Origin of the sequence: Phocaeicola plebeius DSM 17135 (genome assembly GCF_000187895.1) — a bacterium.
In the GTDB taxonomy this organism is placed as follows: domain Bacteria; phylum Bacteroidota; class Bacteroidia; order Bacteroidales; family Bacteroidaceae; genus Phocaeicola; species Phocaeicola plebeius.
In genome coordinates, this window is the sequence record NZ_DS990134.1 from 415,619 (window position 1) to 435,804 (window position 20,186).

Genomic DNA, 20,186 nt, shown 5'->3' on the forward strand with positions numbered 1-20,186 from the left:
GACTTTTATTGATGACGTTGTTCGTATTTTTTTCTGAAAGGTACTTTCTTGTGCGAAGTAGGCCTTTTGGTGTTATATCTGGCTGTATTCATAAATAGAGCCGGTACCTATATTTTTGTTTTTAGCTGAAATTTTTTATTTAATCATTAATTATTTTATAACAGGCAAAAGATGAAAAGATTTAGTCTTTGGTTACTCTTTTTTGCAGTGTTAGGTATTCAGTCAGCCTTGGCCCAGTCGTATCGGGTAAAAGGTAACGTTGTGTCGAAGACAGGCAACGAACCTCTGATTGGAGTATCTATCTTGCAAAAAGGAACTACTAATGGAGTGGTTACCGACATTGATGGTAACTATGAGTTGCAGATTCAGGGTGGCGAAGCTACTTTGGTCTTCTCTTATATCGGTATGCAGACACAAGAGTTGAAAGTGAATTCACGTACCGGTGTGCTGAATGTAACAATGTTGGACGATTCACAGATGATTGACGATGTGGTAGTCGTGGCGTATGGTGTGCGTAAGAAAGGTACCATTGCCGGTTCTGTATCGACTGTGAAAAGTGAGAAACTGGAAAATGTACCTACTGCCAGCTTTGACCAGGCATTGCAGGGACAGACACCGGGTTTGACCGTGATGGCAGCTTCTGGTGAACCTAGCCGTGCAGCCACTTTCCAGATTCGTGGTACAAACTCTATTAACTCTGGTACTACTCCGTTGTTTATCTTGGATGGAGTGCCTGTAGAATCATCAAGCTTTAATTCAATCAGTCCTAGTGACATTGAAAGCATTTCAGTGTTGAAAGACGCTTCTTCTACTTCTATCTATGGTGCCCGTGCCGCAAACGGTGTAGTGGTGATTACCACTAAGCGTGGACGTAACGTAGGAGATGCCAATGTGACTTTCCGTGGTCAGTGGGGATTCTCACAGCTGGCCGGAAGCAACTGGGACATGATGAATACGGCAGAACGTATACAATATGAAAAAGAAATTGGTCTTGACCTCGGTGATGAGTATTATGATAAGGTAAGAGGTATAGACGTAAACTGGATGGATGAAGTGTTTAACAACAATGCTCCTACCCAGAGTTACGAACTTGCCGTGAATGGTGCTACCGAAAAAACGAACTATTATGTGTCGGGAGGATTCTTTGATCAGGATGGTATTACCTTCGGTTCCTCTTTCCGTCGTTATAATGTGCGTGCCAACGTAGAGAACCGTGCCAAAGAATGGTTGAAACTGGGAACAAGTACCATGCTTGCCTATCAGGAAACACAGCAGGCTGTGGATGGATATTATGCCATTTATGCGCCGATTTCAGCATCACACTTTATGTTGCCTTACTGGAATCCTTACAATGAAGATGGTTCTTTGGCTTCTACCAATGATGGAACCTGGAAGGGAAGTGGAGTAAACCCTATTGAATGGTTGACTAACAATCCGATCACATATAAAACCTATAAAGTGATTTCATCGGTTTTTGCTGAAGTGACTCCGATTGAAGGACTTACAATCCGTTCTCAGTTTGGTGTGGACTATTCACATGATACTGCTTTCTCTACCTCTACTCCAAGTTATTCTCTGAATGCTGGATTAGGTAGTGCCGGACGCTCATCGTTAGATGACCTGACTCTGACCATTACCAATACGGTTAATTATCGCTTTAACCTGAACGACAGACATGATTTCAACTTTATGTTGGGTCAGGAAGGGGTGAATTATCATTCTGAGAATTTCAATGTTACTACAAGCAAGCAGAACAATGACGCGCTGGTAAATCTTTCGTCAGGTTCATTTGCAGCTTCATGGGGCGATTCTACTACGGAATATGCTTTCCTGTCTTTCTTTGGACGTGGTGAGTATAACCTGGATGGCAAATATTATGCAGACTTCTCTGTACGTGCAGATGCTTCTTCACGTTTTGGTAAAGACAATCGTTGGGCTGGTTTCTGGTCTGTAGGTCTGATGTGGGACTTCAAGAAGGAAGAGTTCTTTGAGGGTTATGACTGGCTTACCAATGCTCAGCTGACATTCAGTACAGGTACTTCTGGTAACTCTTCTATTTCTAACTATGAACATCTGGCTTTGGTGACAGGTAGTTCCAACTATCTGGGTGAAACAGGAATTAAACCTTCACAGCGTGGAAATGAGAATCTTACTTGGGAAAAACTTTGGACAACTAACGTAGGATTGCGTCTGGGCTTCTTTGACCGCATAAACTTTACAGCCGAATTTTATAATAAGCTGACTACTGACATGTTGATGCAGGTGCCTGTAAGCTATGCCGATGGAGGTTACGGATCTTATTGGGACAATGTAGGTGCAATGGTTAACCGTGGTATCGAATTGTCGGTAGATGCAGACATTATCCGTACAAAAGATTTTACCTGGAATGTGTTTGCCAATGCTTCTTTCAATAAGAACAAACTTACGGAACTTTATAACGGAATTGACCAGTATGTAGACAGTAACGTAAACATGTATGCAGTAGGACACGATGTAGCAAACTTCTACATGGTACGTTATGCAGGTGTGAATCCGGCAAACGGAGATGCACTCTGGTATACTAAAGACGGTGAGATTACCAATGTGTTCAGCGAAGAAGACCGTGTGTTGATTGAAGGAAAGAGCTTCATTGCTCCTTGGCAGGGTGGTTTCGGAACAACACTTTCATGGAAAGGCTTGATGCTTTCTGCACAGTTCAGCTGGATGGCAGACCGTTGGGCTTACAACAATGACCGTATTATGGATGAAAGTAATGGTTTGTATACTTCTTATAACCAGTCAAAACGTTTGCTTTATGACCGCTGGAAAGAACCTGGAGATGTGACAGATATTCCTCGCCATGGAATCACACCTCAGTTTGATACGCATTACCTGGAAAATGCTTCCTTCTTGCGTTTGAAGAACCTGATGCTTTCTTACAATCTACCTCAGAGTGTATTGAAAAGTACGAAATTCTTTAACGGAGCGCGTGTGTATGTACAAGGACAGAACTTATTGACATTTACTAAGTTCACCGGACTTGATCCAGAATTTTCTTCTAACATATACCGTGCACAGTATCCTATGTCACGTCAGTTTACTTTGGGCGTAGAATTGAATTTTTAAAAGCTGAAGACAACGATGAGAAACTTTAAAATATATTTATTAGGAGTAGCGGCGATGCTGTTCTCTACTTCATGTTTGGACAAGGACCCTACACATGCTATTCTGGCCGATCAGTCCATTACTACAGTGGAAGAAGCCAATCAGGCTGTCATGGGAATTTACTCAGACTTCATGAGTCGTTATCTGTATAGTGGTAATCTGACTTTGTTGCCTGATATCCAGTCAGATTTGGTATATGCTGTAAATGGCTACTCCAATACTTATGGAGATATCTGGCGCTGGAACATCAATCCTACCAATGCAGATATTGAAGCAGTTTACGGTTCACTTTACAAAGTGATTGGTGACTGTAACTTCTTCTTTGAACAAGTGGCTAAATGGGAAAATGACATTGTAGATGATGATGCTTACGAGAAACTGGAAGCGTATAAGGGAGAAGTATATTTTGCCCGTGCTCTGGCTTATTCAGAATTAATCAAATGTTTCTGTAAGGCATACGATCCGGCTACTGCTAAGGATGAACTGGGTGTAGTGCTGGTATCAAGCTATTCTAACCCGGGCGAAATGAAGCGTGCCTCTTTGTATGATTCATATCAGTTTGTCCTGAATGATTTGGCAAAGGCTTATGATTATATGGAGCCGGATGAAGGTACTACGCTTGTGGCATCTGACTATTATGATTCACCTTATTTCAATGAATTTACGGTGCAGGCACTGATGGCTCGTGTATACCTCTATATGCAGGATTGGGATAATGCCATTAAGTATTCTTCTAAGTTGATAGACAGTGATTTGTATCTGCTTTCAAGTGCCACTACAGTCTATACAAACGATATGTCATATTATGACTATATGTGGAAATATGATGCCTCTACTGAGACTATCTGGAAAGTAGGTTTCTTGCCCACATCCTATGGTGGTGCATTGGGACAGGTATTCTTGAACTTTGATGAGATCAGTTATCGTCCGGATTATGTACCTGGACAAGCTGCACTGAACACGTATGAGGGAAATGATTTGCGTTATGCTTCTTTCTTTCAGGATATGCCGACCGGATATTCTCATGGTTTGGTTTGGCCATTGCTGATGAAGTATTATGGAAACATGGAGTTTGTTTCTAATTACCGTATTTATCATGTGAATATGCCGAAAGTATTCCGCTTGTCAGAACAGTATCTGATTCGTGCAGAGGCATATTGTCAGAAAGAAGACTTTGCAAAGGCATCTGCTGATATTTCTACTTTGCGCCAGGCACGTTATCAATCGTATGGTTCTGCTACTCTGACTTCAGAAAACTGGCTGGATGAAATTGACAAGGAGCGTCTTCGTGAATTGTTTATGGAAGGATTCCGCTTGCAGGATTTGAAACGTTGGGGAAAAGGCTTTGAACGTAAACCTCAGGAACAAAGTGTGAGCGATGGAAGCAGTCTGAAAATAGAAGCTGGCAATCCGTTGTTTGTATGGCCAATTCCGCAGCATGAACTTGATTTGCCGGGCTCTGCCATTGAACCGAATGAAAGTAATAAATAACGAATAATATAAAGGAATAACGATGAAAAGATTTTTCGGAAAATTGGGAATAATTGCCTTTGCTGCCACATTGTTTGTTGGATGTAGCGAAGACCGTGTTTCCTATGCAGGTCCTGACTATGTAATGTTTTCTGATTCGTTGCAGACCATTGCTATACAAAACTCAGAGACCTATTATGATATTCCTGTTTCTGCCACTACGGCATGTGATTATGATCGTACGTATGCCGTAGAGGTAGTCGATAAGGGAAGTAATGCCATTGAAGGATTACACTATGAACTGCAGTCAAACTCTGTTACCATTAAGGCTGGAGAATTGGCTTCTTCTGTAAAAATCAAAGGCTTCTATGAGAACTTTGAGGATACAGACTCTTTGGGTATCAATCTGAGACTGGTTGCACCACAAGAAAAAATCTGGGATATATACGGGGATGAAACAAAGGTACAGCTTGTAAAGATTTGCCCGTTTGATATTCAGCGTTTTATAGGATATGCTAAAGTTACTTCCAATTTCTTTACGGATTATATGCAGGATACGGAATTCCGTTTGGTGACTGTAGAGCAAGATCCGGAAAAAGAGAACGGAGTTATTATTAATGACTTCTTCCTGGATGGAATGGACCTGAAAATCAGTTTTAATACGCAGAAACCCCTTGAACCCAAGGTGGAAATGGAAACTCAAGCGGTTACCAAGTTGTCAGAGATTAGTGGTGGAGCGGTATTGGGAACAGACATGGTTTTGGCTGTGCCTTATACAGGAGCAGTTTCATACTTTAATGTATGTCAGGGTTTTGCTCTGCTGTATCACACTTTCTATGTGGAGGGATATGAGTCAGCTGGTCCGATAGGTACATACCCGACTGTAGTTGAATGGATTTCTGAAGAGGAATATAATTATCTGAAGAAACAAGGATATTAACACGTAATGTCAAAAGAATAGACGTATGAAATATATAAACATATTATCAAAAATGTGGCTTATAGCTGTAGCTGCGATGGTTGTGGCTTGTTCTGAGGATGAGGGGGCACCTGTGACTCCTTCTTTCCCGGAAGAAGAACAAATCCTCTCGGTGAAGGCAGGAGAGTCTGTTGAAATTGTTTTTGATGCCTCAATGGATTGGAAACTGTATTCTTCAACTTTGTGGTGTAGATTCTCTAATGGAATGACTTCTATTAGCGGGCAGGCAGGAAAGCAAGCCGTACAGGTGTCTGTAAATGAAGACATGCTGAATTATGGAGAAATGCAGGCCGAAATTACCTTGAAACAGGGTGATGTGGAAAAAGTCATTGCAAAACTGACTCGTCAGGGTGAGATGTTGCTGGCAGTAGGCGAAGAAGGTGAAATTTTTACGGAAGAGTCTCCATTATTGCTGAATTTCTCTAGAACAAGTACCACTTTGAGCTTTACTGAGAGCTTTACGTTGAATTTCCCTTGGGAATTTGATCAGGCTTCATTGCCAGAATGGTTAGCAGTGAAGAATCCTCCAGTGAAAGGAGGCATGCATCAGAAAGCAGAACTTACCGTGGAGATTACAGATGATTATTTGGCAAATGAATGGACAGGAAGCTTTCGCTTCAAGATGCAGGGAGAAGATCGTTATGCAGATGTACCTGTGAAATATACAGGATTGCCTGCTGATGAGTTGGTTATTAGAGGAATTTCTACGAAGTGGAACTGGAGTGTTTCAACGGATGGACTGCAATACTGGACAGGCGGATTGACAGAAGGTGATGACGAACCTGAAAAACTTTCTTTCCCATTGTCATTTAGAGTCTTAGCAAAGAACAGTGAATATGTGGTGAAGGCTGTTTATCAGGATGGAGACTATCTTTGGATAGATGGAGTTGATGGAGCAAAAGCGTTCTTTGATATCAAAGATGATGCTCATGGGAATTTGGAGTTGTGTAATGTGCAGGAAAATACATCTGCCAAAAGAAGAGGTTATATACTGGTATTCCCTAAAAGTGTGTATGATGAACTTTCTCATGGAGGTACATGGTCTGATATGAATACTTTGTTAAATTCTGAGGGAACGGATCTTTCTGAGGATGTGAGTGATGAATATATTGTGATGGTATTTGATCAGGAAAGTTCACAAACTTCTTCTGTTGCTCCTGTGAAAGTAAATGTAAATGGTGAAGGTGATATCGAAGCTACCCAGGGCATGGGAGAAATCTTGAATCCGGATGTGCTGGAGGCTGTTAATCAACTTTATTTTGCAGATAATGAGAATAAGAATGATTATATATTTAATTATTCTGTATCGGCAAAGAGCGAGGTGATCATTACTCCTTATATCAAAAACTACTTTGGTGAAAATTCTCCTATCGGTTCATGTGAAGTAAGATCTTTCTCTGATCCATGGAGTCCGGATTCATCGATTGCGGTAAGCCAAGAGGGGGATACTTATGAAAACAGTAATGTGTATTTCCAGTGTGGAAATGAATCTTTACTTGTTATATTTAAAGATGATTTTGGAATGGTTTGTAAAGTATTGATATTAAATATCCAATAAAATGCATGATATGATTAAGAAACTAAGAAATATACATGTGATCTGTACTAACCTGATTCTTCTGTCGTTGTTATTTTTAGGTTTTGGATGTAATGATGACAAGGAAGTGTTTCAGACCGGTAACGGTTATGTACAGTTTAAGGTGTACAAGAGCGCATCTTATGTAAAGGATGAGGCCTCTCGTGCAGGTGGAAATGTACTTGATTCACTTTATGAGGCAAATAAAGTGAAAGTGGTGTTGAGAAGCAATGATTATGACTTCTCTCAGACACTTATGTTGCATGCGTATGATGAACAAAGTGCAGAATATGGCTTGCGTAGTGACAAACTGGAATTGCAGCCGGGGGAATATACCGTGGTAGGTTTTTATCTTTACGATAGAGCGGAGAAAGAGCCTATTTTTGCTGGTATCCCGTCTGAAAAAACAACCTTTACAATTGTAAGTGGTGGGCTTGTTATGCAAGACTTGCTGGTGGATGCAATCGGTAAAGGTCTAGTAAAGTTTGAATTGATTAAGAATATTCAGTCATCTCGTGGTGCAAGTGATTCTGAACCTTATCCATTTAGTGATATTAATAAAGTGGACATAAAGGTACAGAATATGGATACGAAGGAAACCCAGGAGTTTAAGTCTTTGAAAGTAACGTATGTAGAGGACTTTGATGGTCAGGGTATCGGTTATCGTACTTCTGTAGGGAGAATTGATACACTTGTTACAGCTGAGGCTGGAAATTACAAGATTCTTTCGTACGCGGCATATAACCGTACGGAACTTTTGCAATATTTTAATGATGAGGTATTAGGTGAGGCTACATTTACGGTCACTGATAACAAGCAGACGGAAGCAAAAGTTCCTGTTACTATATTGGAAACAGCTGCAAACATAAAAGATTATTATAATCTTCGTACTTTGTGGGAGCAGCTAGGAGGACAAAACTGGTCTTATGTTGGTGAAAGCTATCCGCAAGGAACTAACTGGGATTTTGAAAATAAAGATGTGGACATGTGGGGCGACCAGCCGGGAGTAAGCCTTGACAAGAATGGTCGTGTGATAGGTCTGTCTATTGGTGATTTTAATCCGACAGGAGAGGTACCTGATGTGATTGGCGAGTTTACAGAACTTCAAAGTTTGGCTTTGGGTACACACAATGATAAATTGCGCCCCGGGGAAAATCCGTTGGCTGATTTAAAGGGTGGCTTGACTCCTGCAGTTCTTGAAGAACTTCGTTCTGACTACATGGATAATTTTGCATTGCGCGATTCCAGACAGGATTGGGATGTGCAGATGCAACGCTGTATGGTAGAATCCGGGCAACCGGCTATCAAGAAATCCATAGTACAGCCTAAGGATGTAATTCATGGTGATATGACCAACGGCATTAAAGGTATCAGTGAAGCAATTGGAAAGTTGCAGAAGCTTGAAGTGTTGTATATTGCCAATTCACCTATTGCAGAGTTACCTCAAGCTTTGGGTGATTTGGAAAGTTGTACAGACCTTGAAATTTACAATTGTTCTCGCCTGACAGCATTCCCTGATCAGCTGGCTAGAATGAAGAATCTGACTCAGTTGAATATGGCAATGAATCCTCAGTTAGCGGCAGCGTTCCCAGACGGAATAAAAAAATTGGCAGAGGGTGATGCAGGTAAATCTTTACAGATTCTTTACTTAGGTTATAATAATATCGCATCTTTACCGGCAGAAGTTTCTAAGATGAAGAAGCTGGGTAAGATTGATTTGATATACAATAAGTTGACAGCTCTACCTGCTTTTGGAAAAGATGTAAATTTGGTTCAGGGTACTTTTGATTATAATAAGATTGCAAGTATTGCTACAGATGAGAATGGTATATTCTGTGGTATGGACGATGTGGAATCATTGTCTTTCTCACACAATGAACTGACAGAATTTCCAGATATATTTGACGCAAGCTCAATTTATATAATGGCTTCTGTGAACTTCTCTTATAACAAGATTAAGAAGGTTGCTACAAAGAAAGGAATCAATGTGAATGAGTTGTCTTTGGCTGGCAATGAACTAGAAAAGTTCCCGGCAGATTTGTTTAAGACTAATTCTCCATTGACGGTGCTGAATCTTAGTGGAAATAGAATCAAGGATTTTACCAATGAAGATATGAAGGGTGCCAAAGTGTATATGATGACAAGCTTTGACTTATCAAATAACCGTTTGGAAAAACTTCCGGATGATTTGAACGGAACCACTATGCCACACTTGTATGGTATTGATATAAGCGGAAACCAGTTGTCGGCATTCCCATGGGGATTGGCAAATATTTCTTATCTGAATACATTGATTATGCGTAATCAGCGTGATGATGACGGTAACCGTGTATATAAGGAGTGGCCTACAAATATTGGTAACCACAAAGGCTTACGTGCATTGCTTTTGGGTGGAAATGATATTGGAAAGGTTCCTGAGACAGAAAAACTTTCGTATCTTATCAATACACTCGATGTAAGTGATAACCCTAACCTCATTCTTAATGTATCATCTGTTTGTCCTTATATCAAGGCTGGCATGTATTTGCTGATTTATGATACGACACAAGATATTCGTGGATGTGATTATCTGACTTTGGAATAATTTAAGAAATAATGTATGAAAAGATTTTTTAATACTATAATGATTATTTCGGCCTGCATGGTATTGGCGATATCCTGTAAGGAAGAAGACAATGTCGTGTCAGAATTCTCTATTGATAAGACGGAGATTGCTATCGGGGCCGATGGTGGTAGCGAATTGCTGGAGATAAAAGGCAATGTCAAGTGGCAGGGAACTTCAGAAAGTTCTTGGTTGAAGTTTAGTCCTTCCAATGGCGAAGGATCGGCTATTTGCGAAGTTTTAGTAGACTCATCTGTAGTGGCAGAGCCGCGCGAAGGTGTTATTACTTTTATGGCGGCAGGTCAGACTTCTGCAACTACTGTAAAAGTAATGCAGATGGGATATGCAAAAGGTATCTTTGTAAGTGAAGAAGACAGAACGATTTCTGTAGAGAATTCAGCAAAACTGGAGGAGCGTTTCTTTGAGGTTACAATGATGGCCAATGTGAATTTTGATGTGCAAGTCAACAACTTGCCGGCTGAAGACGGAACTGTTGATAAAGAATGGCTGACATACAAGAAAGAAACTCCCAATTATGAGTATGGTGATCGTCCGCGTTTATTGAAATTGCATTTTGACTGGGATGTCAACATGAGTGAAAAAGCACGTACAGCTGAAGTGATTATTACTCCGCAGGAAACATCTGATACGGAAGGAGACGGAGCGATAAAACTGGTAGTTACTCAGAAAGCAGCTCCGGTAATTACTGATGACAGAGCTGGTGACTCTCTGGCTATTCTCTCTATATACAGCAGTATGAACGGTCTGTTTGCCTGGGATGCCAGTGAGAATATGAGATACTGGAAAGGTGTAGAACTTTGGGAAGCTACTGACAAATATATCAAGATAGAAGCAGACGGAACGATTAATTATTCTGCTCCAGTGCCTGAAGAACTGGTTGGCCGTTTGAAATCTGTAGAGTTTACTTTATTTGAAACAGAAGAATCGCTTCCCTATCAAGTGAAATATCTTAAAACAGCGGAATCAATTACTTTCTCAGGAAACTCTAATACATTCTTAAAGAATATTGTATTGGGAAATGAAATTTGTGACCTGGTGAAATATGGCAACTTGCGTAAACTTACTGTACGTGCTTATGGTTTAGTGGGACTGCCGGTAAACTTTACTGAGTTTGGAAAGACACTTATCTCTTTGGATTTGAGTAGCAACAATTTTGAGGTGATGGGTAAGTCTGGCAGTACTATAAATGGAGTGAAAGTCTTAGGTATTGAGAGTATTACTCGGGAGAATTTCCCGCATTTACGCAATTTGTATCTGAATAAGATTAATCGTTATGATACAACGAAAGACCTTTCAGCCTATACAAATAAGAAAGATGAAAAGTTAGGTTTCCGTTGGACTACAGGTTTTGGAGAAGGATTTCTTACTCCGGCAGAAGGATATAATAATTCTTATTTCAAAGAATTGCTGAAATGGGAAGAACTTGAATGTTTGTCATTGTCCTTGAATATGCTTGATGGTCAGTTGCCTTCGGATGCAGAAGTTAAACAGCTTCTTGGTGCAGATAAGGTTTATACGGAAAGCTATATCCAGAATGCTGAGTATAAGGATACCATTTCAATTCAGGATGCTGAAAAATATTTGCTGGCAAATGGAGGAGCTCCTAGGGTTTGGCCGAAGATGAAGAGTCTTTCTTTGAACTTGAACTTCTTGACCGGAAAGTTGCCTGATTGGATATTATATCATCCATATCTTACTTTCTGGGATCCGTTTACTATGATTTTCCAGCAGGAACTTAGTACTACGGCTTCAAAAGCTAAGAATACAAAGGGTGAGGTTATTACGACGTTTAGTAATGAGCCTACAAACTTGAGTAATTATGGCGAAGGGAAGACAAGTTATTATGAAATGTATCCTAAGAGAAAACCTCAGATTACAGATGACTCTACAGAAGAGAATTAAAAGAGGAATTTCTTAGAGATAGTTTTAGTTGAATAATATAAAAATAGAATTTTGCAAAACTCCCGGTCTGTTAAGTTATGGACCGGGGGGTGCATGGTTCGAAAATTAAATGATTAAAGATGAAGAAAAAATATATTTTTGCCGCTCTTGTGAGTGCTATGGGATTGTTTTCTTGCTCTGATTCTGAAACGTTCTTAGAATCGGGTGTGCAAGAAAATACGGTAGCTCCTATATCTGGCTTGGCTGACGAGGCAGTGGAAGGTGAACTTCTCATCAAATTTAAGCCAGAAGTGGAAGAAGTACTTGAGAATGCTCAAATGTTAAGCCGCAGTGGAGTGCAGACTCGTTCTAGTATTCCTTCGGTAGATGAAATACTGGATATTGCCGGTGCATATACTTTTGAACGTGTCTTTCCTGTAGATAAACGTCACGAAGAACGTACCCGTAAAAATGGTTTGCATTTGTGGTATGTGGTGAAGTTTGATAAGGATATGGACCTGAATAAGGTAGCCTTGGATATGTCTAAACTTTCTGAGGTGGCAACCGTGGAATATAATCAGGTTATAAAGAGAGGATATGATACCACAAAAAAAGCGAAGGGGTTGAATAGTGCTACAAGAGAAGCTATTCAAACATTAGGCAGCCAGGCTGAAAATATGAAACTTCAGTGGGGTATAGGAAATGACGGAACTGTGGTTGAGGGTGCTCGTGCCGGATACGATGTAAATTGTGCTACAGCCTGGGAAAAATGCCAGGGAGATCCTTCTATTATTGTGGCCGTAGTGGATGAAGGGGTTATGTATAATCATGAGGATCTTGCTAATAACATGTGGATTAATCCTGCTGAAACATTCGGGTCGGATGAAGATGCGGATGGCAATGGATATGCAGGTGACAAATATGGCTATAATTTTGTTGCAGGTAATGGTCATATCTCATATACGCAAACAGGAGATACAGGACATGCGACCCATGTAGCAGGAGTAATTGCTGCAGATAATAATGAAGTAGGTATTCGAGGAATTGCTGGAGGTAATGGAACTCCTGGAACTGGTGTGAAGATTATGTCTTGCCAGATTTTCAGTGGAAATGGTAGTTCATCTGTCTTAAATCAAGCTAAAGCTATTAAGTATGCAGCGGATAACGGAGCTGTAATCTTGCAGTGCAGTTGGTCTGCTTCATCTGGACGTATCAATCCTTTGATGGGTACTCCTGGCTTTACTTCGGATGAAGAATGGTCTAGTTCTGTAGTACTTCAGAAAGAGGCTTTGGAGTATTTTATTCATAATGCTGGCGATCCTAACGGAGTAATTGACGGAGGTATTGCTGTTTTTGCAGCAGGTAATGAATACGCTCCTATGGTCAGCTATCCGGGAGCTTATGGTGACTTTGTTTGTGTAACTGCACTTGATCCGGCTGGAAAACCTTCTTGTTATACGAATTATGTCAGCCCGAGTGGAAGTAAGAATTTGATTGCTGCTCCTGGTGGTGATGCTAATGCATTTAAGAGCGAAAAAGCATCTATTCTTTCTACAATGCCGAATTCAGCTATTGAGGGTTCCGATCTTACAGCAAGTCAAAGTGGGTATGGTTATATGGATGGAACTTCAATGGCTTGTCCGCATGTGTCGGGAGTAGCTGCTTTAGGTTTGTCTTATGCTGCCAAATTGCGTAAGCATTATCGTGCAGCGGATTTTAAAGACTTGCTGCTGGCGTCAGTAAGAGATTTGAGTAGCAATCTTTCAGGCGAGAAGAGTTATTGGGAGAATTGGGGAAGTGTAGGTGATGCTGCTCCTCATCTGAGAATGAACTTGCCGGCATATAGAGATAACATCGGAGGCTTGATAGATGCACAAGCTGTGCTGGACAATATTGATGGCAGTAACTACGGTGCTCAGCCTATGCGTGTGCCTAATGTATATGTAGCCCTTGATGCCACAGAGGTAGTAGATTTGAACAGAGTCTATGCAGAAAATGTTACTGCTACAGAGTTCAATGTCGTGGATAGCAGTATTGCTGCTGTTTCTTTGAACAACAATCAGTTGACGGTAAAAGGTACTAAGGTAGGAACCACCAAAGCTTCTGTTACTAGCAGTGATGGACAGACACAAGAATTTGTGATTACAGTACGTAAAGCGACTGGCAACGGGTGGATGTAATCTAATCATATAGAGCTTTTATGAGAACTGTAATTATCTGGATGTTCATATTGCTTTCTGTGTCTTCTTTGATGGCACAGAAAGCCTTTTCTCAAAAGGAGCTTGATGCTGTGCTGAATCCTGTATTGGTTGAGCATGCGGAAGAAATGCTTCGTTTTGAACGTATGGAGATAAATGCAGGAACTCTGTCTGAGGATGATAAACCGCAAGTTTTCGCTTTTATTTGCACGAATATCGGAACGGAAAAGGTGGTGGTAACGAAGATTACGACTACATGTGGATGTACAAATGCTCAAATAGATTCTCCGATAATTAATCCAGGAGAAAAGGCGATGATTCGATTGACTTATAATCCGTTCGGACAGCCGGGAACTATTTACACCAGAGCTTTTGTATATGCTAGTATCTCAGAAAAAAGACCGGTTGCGGCATTGACTATTTTGGGAAAGGTAACTCCTTCGGCTGCTTTATGGAAGGATTACAGGTATACCATGGGGCATTTAAAAATACGTGCTAAAACACTAAATATGGGAACTGTAACGTCTACTATGCGTAAGGTTGAGCGAATAGCTTGCGCTAATGCCGGAAGTGCTCCTTTAAAGATTGGTGCTGTAAAGGGATTCCTTCCAGAATTCTTGAGTTTACGAACGGAACCTGAGGTTTTGGAGCCTGCACAAGAAGGCTTCTTGATTGTGGAACTGGATGGAAAAAAACTTTTCGAACAGAAGGGGCAGAAATCATTCAGTATTTTACTTGATGGTATTTCTGGGCGACCATCCGATAGGACAATAAAAATAAGTATGGATATAAAATAGTAATTTTTATAAATAAGAATATATGGTAAAATTCATATTCAGAATTATGATGTGTGTCTCGTTGCTGGCAATGACAACGGCTTGTAGCGAGGACGAAGAGACTCCAGTGGTATATCAGGAGGTAAATTATGCCACTATGAATGGAACATGGATGTTGACCGAATTTAATGGGGCACCCTTGCAAGAAGGTCAATATGTATATATTACGTTTAATAGAAAGGAACATACTTTTGAGATGTATGAAAATATGGGAAGTATGTATTCACATAAATCTACAGGCTCTTTTGAAATTGAAGAAGATGAAGATTTGGGATATATTTTGACGGGTGAATATGATTATTCACATAATCCGTTGAAAGAATACATTGTTTCAGAAATGACTGATGAAACAATGAAGTGGACTGTGAAGGATAACGCAGAAGATGTATCTGTATATACACGTTGTGCGGAAATTCCTGAAGATATTTTGAATGGAAGTAGAAGTTTGAAATAATCTGATAAACAAAAATAGGAATATCCTGTTGCTGATCAATGTATCAGTGGCAGGATATTTTTATTTAAAGATATTTGGTTTCTTGGATATTGGAAATAAAAATTTTATTTCATTATGGGAACTGTTCCAGGCTTTTATGATGAATGTTTTTTATTCTTTTTCTATTGTTATTATTTGTGTGTAGTTGGAATAATAAATATTTATAATATGCAAATTATTAAATAGTGTTATATTTAAGTTTATTTGCTGAATGTGTTTTTCCTGATAAAATAAATTAGATAAAAAACATGTCATATTATAGTTTTTATATAACTTTGCAAAAAGAATTGTTATATAGTCGTCCCTTAAAAAGTGCCCATCTGCGGAATATTGTACGGAAACAGTATCCCGCAGATTTTTTCAATAAGCCACAAAAGAGTCCTCATGGCTCTTTTGAAGTTGTATGCGGCGGCAGCTAAAAGCAGATTGACAGTATCACCGAATACCCCTTTATAAAAGTTGCGTCCTAAACGAAAATCTGATTTCAAATGCCCGATAGTCGGCTCTATTCCCGCACGCTTGCAGAAAAGCTTATGTTTCTTCCTGCGGGTATAATAACTGTCTTTCCGGTTTGGAACATCAGGTATCAATATTTGAGTGCCGCAAACTTCTTTCTTTCCCCTGTAACCCCTGTCTCCTGCCAGTCTCCTGATTCTCTTTCCGGTAATTCGTTTCACCTGTAAGAGGGAGTCTTCAATGGTGTGTCCGTCATATTCGTTCCGGAAGGACTTGGCCCCCAGGATAATTCCGGTAATTGAGCGGATGATTGAGACCTTGTTCCCAAATTCGTACTTCTTATGTTCCTTCCCCTTGCTGATACACTGTACTTCCGGCTCATGCAGGGAATAGATTTTCCCCGGAGAGTTACGTTTCTGTGAAAGAACCCGCTCAAAGAGGGCGAGCTGAGAGTCATAGTCATGGTTTCCACTCAGGTTACGCTTCAGTTCCCTGACAAGCCTTCCCGCAATGGTGCGTAGCCGTCTGTCGGCCTTCAGTGCCTTGCTGCGGTTTTTCGGATGGTTACGGAAGCGTTGGTCACGGTAAATCTTCTTAAGGGTGAAAGTGTAGCTCTGGCGCAAAGGAAGGTCTAAGGATTTTACGATGGACAACACTTTGCGGATTATCTTTTTATGCAACTTGGCATCCGTGGGATAAGTCACGTTCTTTTCCTGTACCGTGGAGTCGATGAAGGCCGTGTCGTGATGGTCCCGGTCATCATCCTGTTGATTGACACGTATGCTTTCTGACAGAATCAGTTCCAAACCCTTCTCACCGATACGCTTGCGGAAGTGTACCAGTTCGCTTGCATTGCAGGGATAGGATGGCGTGAACTCCAACATACCGCAAAAGTACTGGTAATAAGCATTCTCACTCCATTGCTCAACAACCGATTCATCGGAAAGGTTACGGACATGTTTAAGAATCAGAAGTCCGCACATCAAACGGACGGGTTTGGCAGGACGCCCGTTGTCTGCACAATACAGCGGAGAGAAAGCTTCCTCGAAACGGTGCCAGTCAATCTTGTCGGCAAGCAGATACAAGGGATGCTTTTGGTTCAGTTGGTCTGCCAACGAACTGAACAGAGAGGGCTGGGACAAGGTGGTTTTTATCATATTATCTGCAAGTTTTCAACCATAAAGGTACAAAAACTTGCAGATATATCAAAGAAATTTAGCCATTAATATATTGACTATTAGCAGGAAAAGGGTACTTTAAGGGACGACTATATAGATAGGGGATTATGGATATAAATTCATTTTATATATTCTGGTGTGTTAATAATCAGGAATTGGTATTTCGAAATGTAAAGTCTCGTGATTCGTTTTAATGCATTTGCTTAACCTAAGGGAAATTCTGTGTAAAAACCATTGTTCATTTTATTTTCTTAAAGACGCAATTATTAACTATGCGTTTTTTTACACGTTTAAGCATCTCTTAATTGAGAGGTTTGTATCTGTATTATTGATATTTGACTGAAATTTTTATTTAATCATTAATTTATTTTATAACAGGCAAAAGATGAAAAGGTTTAGTCTTTGGTTAGTCCTTTTTGTGCTATTAGGAGTACAATCAGCCTTGGCTCAATCGTACACGATTAAAGGAAGTGTCGTGTCGAAATCGAATAATGAGCCTCTGATTGGAGTTTCTATTTTACAAAAAGGAACTACGAATGGTGTGGTTACCGACGTTGACGGTAATTATGTGCTTCAGGTTCAAGGTGGCGACGCTACTTTGATCTTCTCTTACATTGGTATGCAAACGCAAGAATTGAGAGTAAATTCTCGGATGGGAGTGCTGAATGTTGTAATGCAGGATGACGCTCAGCTTGTGGACGAAGTTGTTGTGGTGGCATATGGTGTACGTAAAAAAGGAACTATTGCTGGTTCAGTTTCTACGGTAAAAGGTGATAAATTTGAAAGTGTTCCTGCTGCTAGTTTTGATCAGGCATTACAAGGACAGGCATCTGGATTACAGGTTATGTCGAATTCTGGTGAACCGAGTGCAGCGGCTTCTTTCCAGATTCGTGGTGTAAACTCTATTAATGCAGGAGTCAGTCCATTGTTTATTCTGGATGGTATCGCAGTTTCAGCAGATGATTTTTCAGCTTTAAATCCGAGTGATATAGAGAGTGTTTCTGTATTGAAGGATGCTTCTTCTACATCTATTTATGGAGCGCGTGCTGCGAATGGTGTAGTTGTTATTACTACTAAGCGTGGTAAGATGGGGGAAAAAGGACATATTACGGCAAGAGCTCAATATGGTGTTTCTAAACTGGCATACGGAAAATGGAACCAGATGAATACTTCAGAACGTCTGGACTACGAAGAAGAAATTGGTTTGCGTGTTCCTGGTACTTATGACCGTGAATTACTGGAAAGAACAAATATTGACTGGAGAGATGCAGTATATAATGATAATGCTCCCTTCTCAAATGTAGAACTTCAGTTCAGTGGCGCTTCTGATCGCTATAATTACTATGTTTCAGGGGGTGTATATAATCAAGAAGGTATTGCTTTAGGTTCTGATTTCACTCGTTATTCTTTCCGTGCAAATCTGGAAGCAAAGCTGAATAGTTGGTTTAAGATTGGAACAAACTCTGCAGTATCGTATGAAGACATAAGTGAAGCCACTTCTGGTGAATATACAACTGTAACTCCTATTTCTGCAGCAAGATTCATGTTACCTTACTGGAATCCTTACAAGGCAGATGGTTCATACGCTTCTGTAAGTGATGATACTTGGCTGGGTACTAATGTCAATCCGTTGGAATGGCAGGCTAATAATCCGACTAACTCAAACAAGTGGAAAGTGATGGCTAACTTGTATGGTGAATTGAGACCGATTGAAGGACTTGTTATCAAATCTATTGGCGGTATTGATTTCTTGGATCGTCGTGGAGATGTATCTTCAAATCCGAGTTATTTACCTAACATGGGTGAAGGGTATTTAGGACGTTCTTTCTCCCGTTATTATAATCTTACATGGACAAATACAATTAATTATGTATTTGATTACAAAGATGACCATCATTTCAATGTGCTTTTAGGACAGGAAGCCGTAAATAATCAGTCGGAAGCATTCTCTATCATTACACGTGGTCAGAGCAGCGACAAATTGCTTAACATGTCTTCTGCTACACGTGCTGAGAGTCCAAGTGACAGTTTTTCTGGTTCTACTTATTTGTCTTTCTTTGCACGTGGTGAATATAACTATCAGGGAAAATATTATGCTGATTTCTCTGTTCGTCGTGATGGCTCGTCTCGTTTTGGTAAAAACTCTCGTTGGGCAAATTTCTGGTCAGTAGGTTTGATGTGGGATGCAAAACGTGAAGCTTTCCTTGAAGATTATGAGTGGCTGACAAACGCACAGTTGTCTGCCAGCGTCGGAACTTCTGGTAACTCTTCTATTCCGCCATACGACCATTTAGCTCTTTTTGCTGGTGGCCCGACTTATGGACTTGAAGGCTCTGTGTTACCGGGTATTGCTCCTTATTCAAGAGGTAATGAAGACCTGACATGGGAAAAACTTCTGACTACGAACATTGCTTTGAAGCTGGGATTCTTTGACCGCATTAATGTAGTAGCAGAGTTTTATCATAAGAAAACTACTGACATGTTGATGGCAGTTCCCGTGACTTTGACTTCTGGTTATGTGGAACAATGGGATAACATCGGTGCAATGGTAAACAAGGGTGTTGACTTGAGTTTTGATATTGATATTCTGAGAATGAGAGATTTCAGATGGAATGTGGGTGCAAATATCTCATACAATCATAATGAAATTACTGAACTGTATGGCGGTAGAGATGTGTACGAATTGGCTAATACCAACTTGCTGTTGAAGAAAGGACATTCATACGGTGAATTCTATGTAAATCGTTTCGCAGGTGTAAATTCAGTCAATGGAGATGCTCTGTGGTATGATAAAGATGGTAATATTACCAATGTATATAGTGAAAACGATAAAGTACTTGTCGGAAAGAACAGCATTGCTCCATGGCAAGGTGGTTTTAATACGATGTTCTCTTGGAAAGGCCTTTCTGTAAGTGCTCAGTTCAGCTGGGTAAAAGACCGTTGGGTGATGAACAACGACCGCTATTTTGATGAAAGTAACGGTATGTTTATCAATCAGAACCAGTCCAAGAAACTTTTATATGACCGTTGGAAGAAACCTGGTGATATCGCATCGGTTCCACGTCATGGTGTAGTGATGGAATTTGACGACCGTTTGCTTGAAGATGCTTCTTTCTTGCGATTGAAGAATCTTAATATCTCTTATTCTTTCGACAGAAAGTTATTGCAAAAAACGAGAATCATAGAAAATCTGCGCGTATTTGCTCAGGCACAGAACCTGTTTACATTTACGAAATTTCAGGGTATGGATCCTGAATCTACAGGTAATATGTATCAGGCACAGTATCCTATGTCACGTCAGTTCTCTATAGGCTTGGAAGTAGGATTTTAATTGATAAAAATAAAATATAGA

General features: G+C 40.3%; 11 protein-coding genes. 10 read left to right on the forward strand and 1 reads right to left on the reverse strand.

Annotated elements, in window-relative coordinates; all coding sequences use genetic code 11:
• Positions 1 to 171 precede the first annotated feature (171 nt).
• The 9 genes from BACPLE_RS16620 to BACPLE_RS16660 all read left to right on the forward strand — a co-directional run bounded on the left by BACPLE_RS16620 (position 172) and on the right by BACPLE_RS16660 (position 15,161).
• On the forward strand, positions 172 to 3,105 hold the full coding sequence (locus tag BACPLE_RS16620; protein ID WP_007564091.1) for a SusC/RagA family TonB-linked outer membrane protein: 2,934 nt from the start codon (positions 172 to 174) through the stop codon (positions 3,103 to 3,105).
• A gap of 15 nt (positions 3,106 to 3,120) precedes the next feature.
• Positions 3,121 to 4,635 carry a RagB/SusD family nutrient uptake outer membrane protein gene (locus BACPLE_RS16625; RefSeq protein ID WP_007564093.1) on the forward strand — a complete coding sequence of 505 codons (1,515 nt, stop codon included), beginning with the start codon at positions 3,121 to 3,123 and terminating at the stop codon, positions 4,633 to 4,635.
• A 22-nt stretch (positions 4,636 to 4,657) separates the two neighbouring features.
• A complete protein-coding gene (locus tag BACPLE_RS16630; protein WP_007564094.1) occupies positions 4,658 to 5,554 on the forward strand; it encodes a DUF4984 domain-containing protein in 897 nt (298 codons plus the stop codon).
• 25 nt (positions 5,555 to 5,579) lie between these two features.
• The gene (locus BACPLE_RS16635; RefSeq protein WP_007564096.1) at positions 5,580 to 7,151 is read left to right on the forward strand and encodes a DUF5003 domain-containing protein; all 1,572 of its coding nucleotides are present in this window, start codon (positions 5,580 to 5,582) and stop codon (positions 7,149 to 7,151) included.
• 10 nt (positions 7,152 to 7,161) lie between these two features.
• On the forward strand, positions 7,162 to 9,753 hold the full coding sequence (locus BACPLE_RS16640; protein WP_040313416.1) for a DUF4458 domain-containing protein: 2,592 nt from the start codon (positions 7,162 to 7,164) through the stop codon (positions 9,751 to 9,753).
• Between the two features lie 15 nt (positions 9,754 to 9,768).
• Positions 9,769 to 11,694, forward strand: a complete 1,926-nt coding sequence (locus tag BACPLE_RS16645) for a BACON domain-containing protein (protein ID WP_007564100.1) — start codon at positions 9,769 to 9,771, stop codon at positions 11,692 to 11,694.
• A gap of 119 nt (positions 11,695 to 11,813) precedes the next feature.
• On the forward strand, positions 11,814 to 13,853 hold the full coding sequence (locus BACPLE_RS16650) for a S8 family peptidase (protein WP_007564102.1): 2,040 nt from the start codon (positions 11,814 to 11,816) through the stop codon (positions 13,851 to 13,853).
• 20 nt (positions 13,854 to 13,873) lie between these two features.
• On the forward strand, positions 13,874 to 14,668 hold the full coding sequence (locus BACPLE_RS16655) for a DUF1573 domain-containing protein (protein WP_007564104.1): 795 nt from the start codon (positions 13,874 to 13,876) through the stop codon (positions 14,666 to 14,668).
• A 22-nt stretch (positions 14,669 to 14,690) separates the two neighbouring features.
• Entirely contained in the window at positions 14,691 to 15,161 is a 471-nt protein-coding gene (locus tag BACPLE_RS16660) for a lipocalin family protein (RefSeq protein ID WP_007564106.1), read from the forward strand.
• Positions 15,162 to 15,505: 344 nt separating this feature from the next.
• On the opposite strand, the gene BACPLE_RS16665 is transcribed toward BACPLE_RS16660, so the two are convergent.
• Positions 15,506 to 16,813, reverse strand: a complete 1,308-nt coding sequence (locus BACPLE_RS16665; protein WP_007560346.1) for an IS5-like element ISBpl1 family transposase — start codon at positions 16,811 to 16,813, stop codon at positions 15,506 to 15,508.
• Positions 16,814 to 17,219: 406 nt separating this feature from the next.
• On the opposite strand from BACPLE_RS16665, the gene BACPLE_RS16670 reads away from it, so the two are divergent.
• On the forward strand, positions 17,220 to 20,165 hold the full coding sequence (locus BACPLE_RS16670; protein WP_007564111.1) for a SusC/RagA family TonB-linked outer membrane protein: 2,946 nt from the start codon (positions 17,220 to 17,222) through the stop codon (positions 20,163 to 20,165).
• Positions 20,166 to 20,186 lie beyond the last annotated feature (21 nt).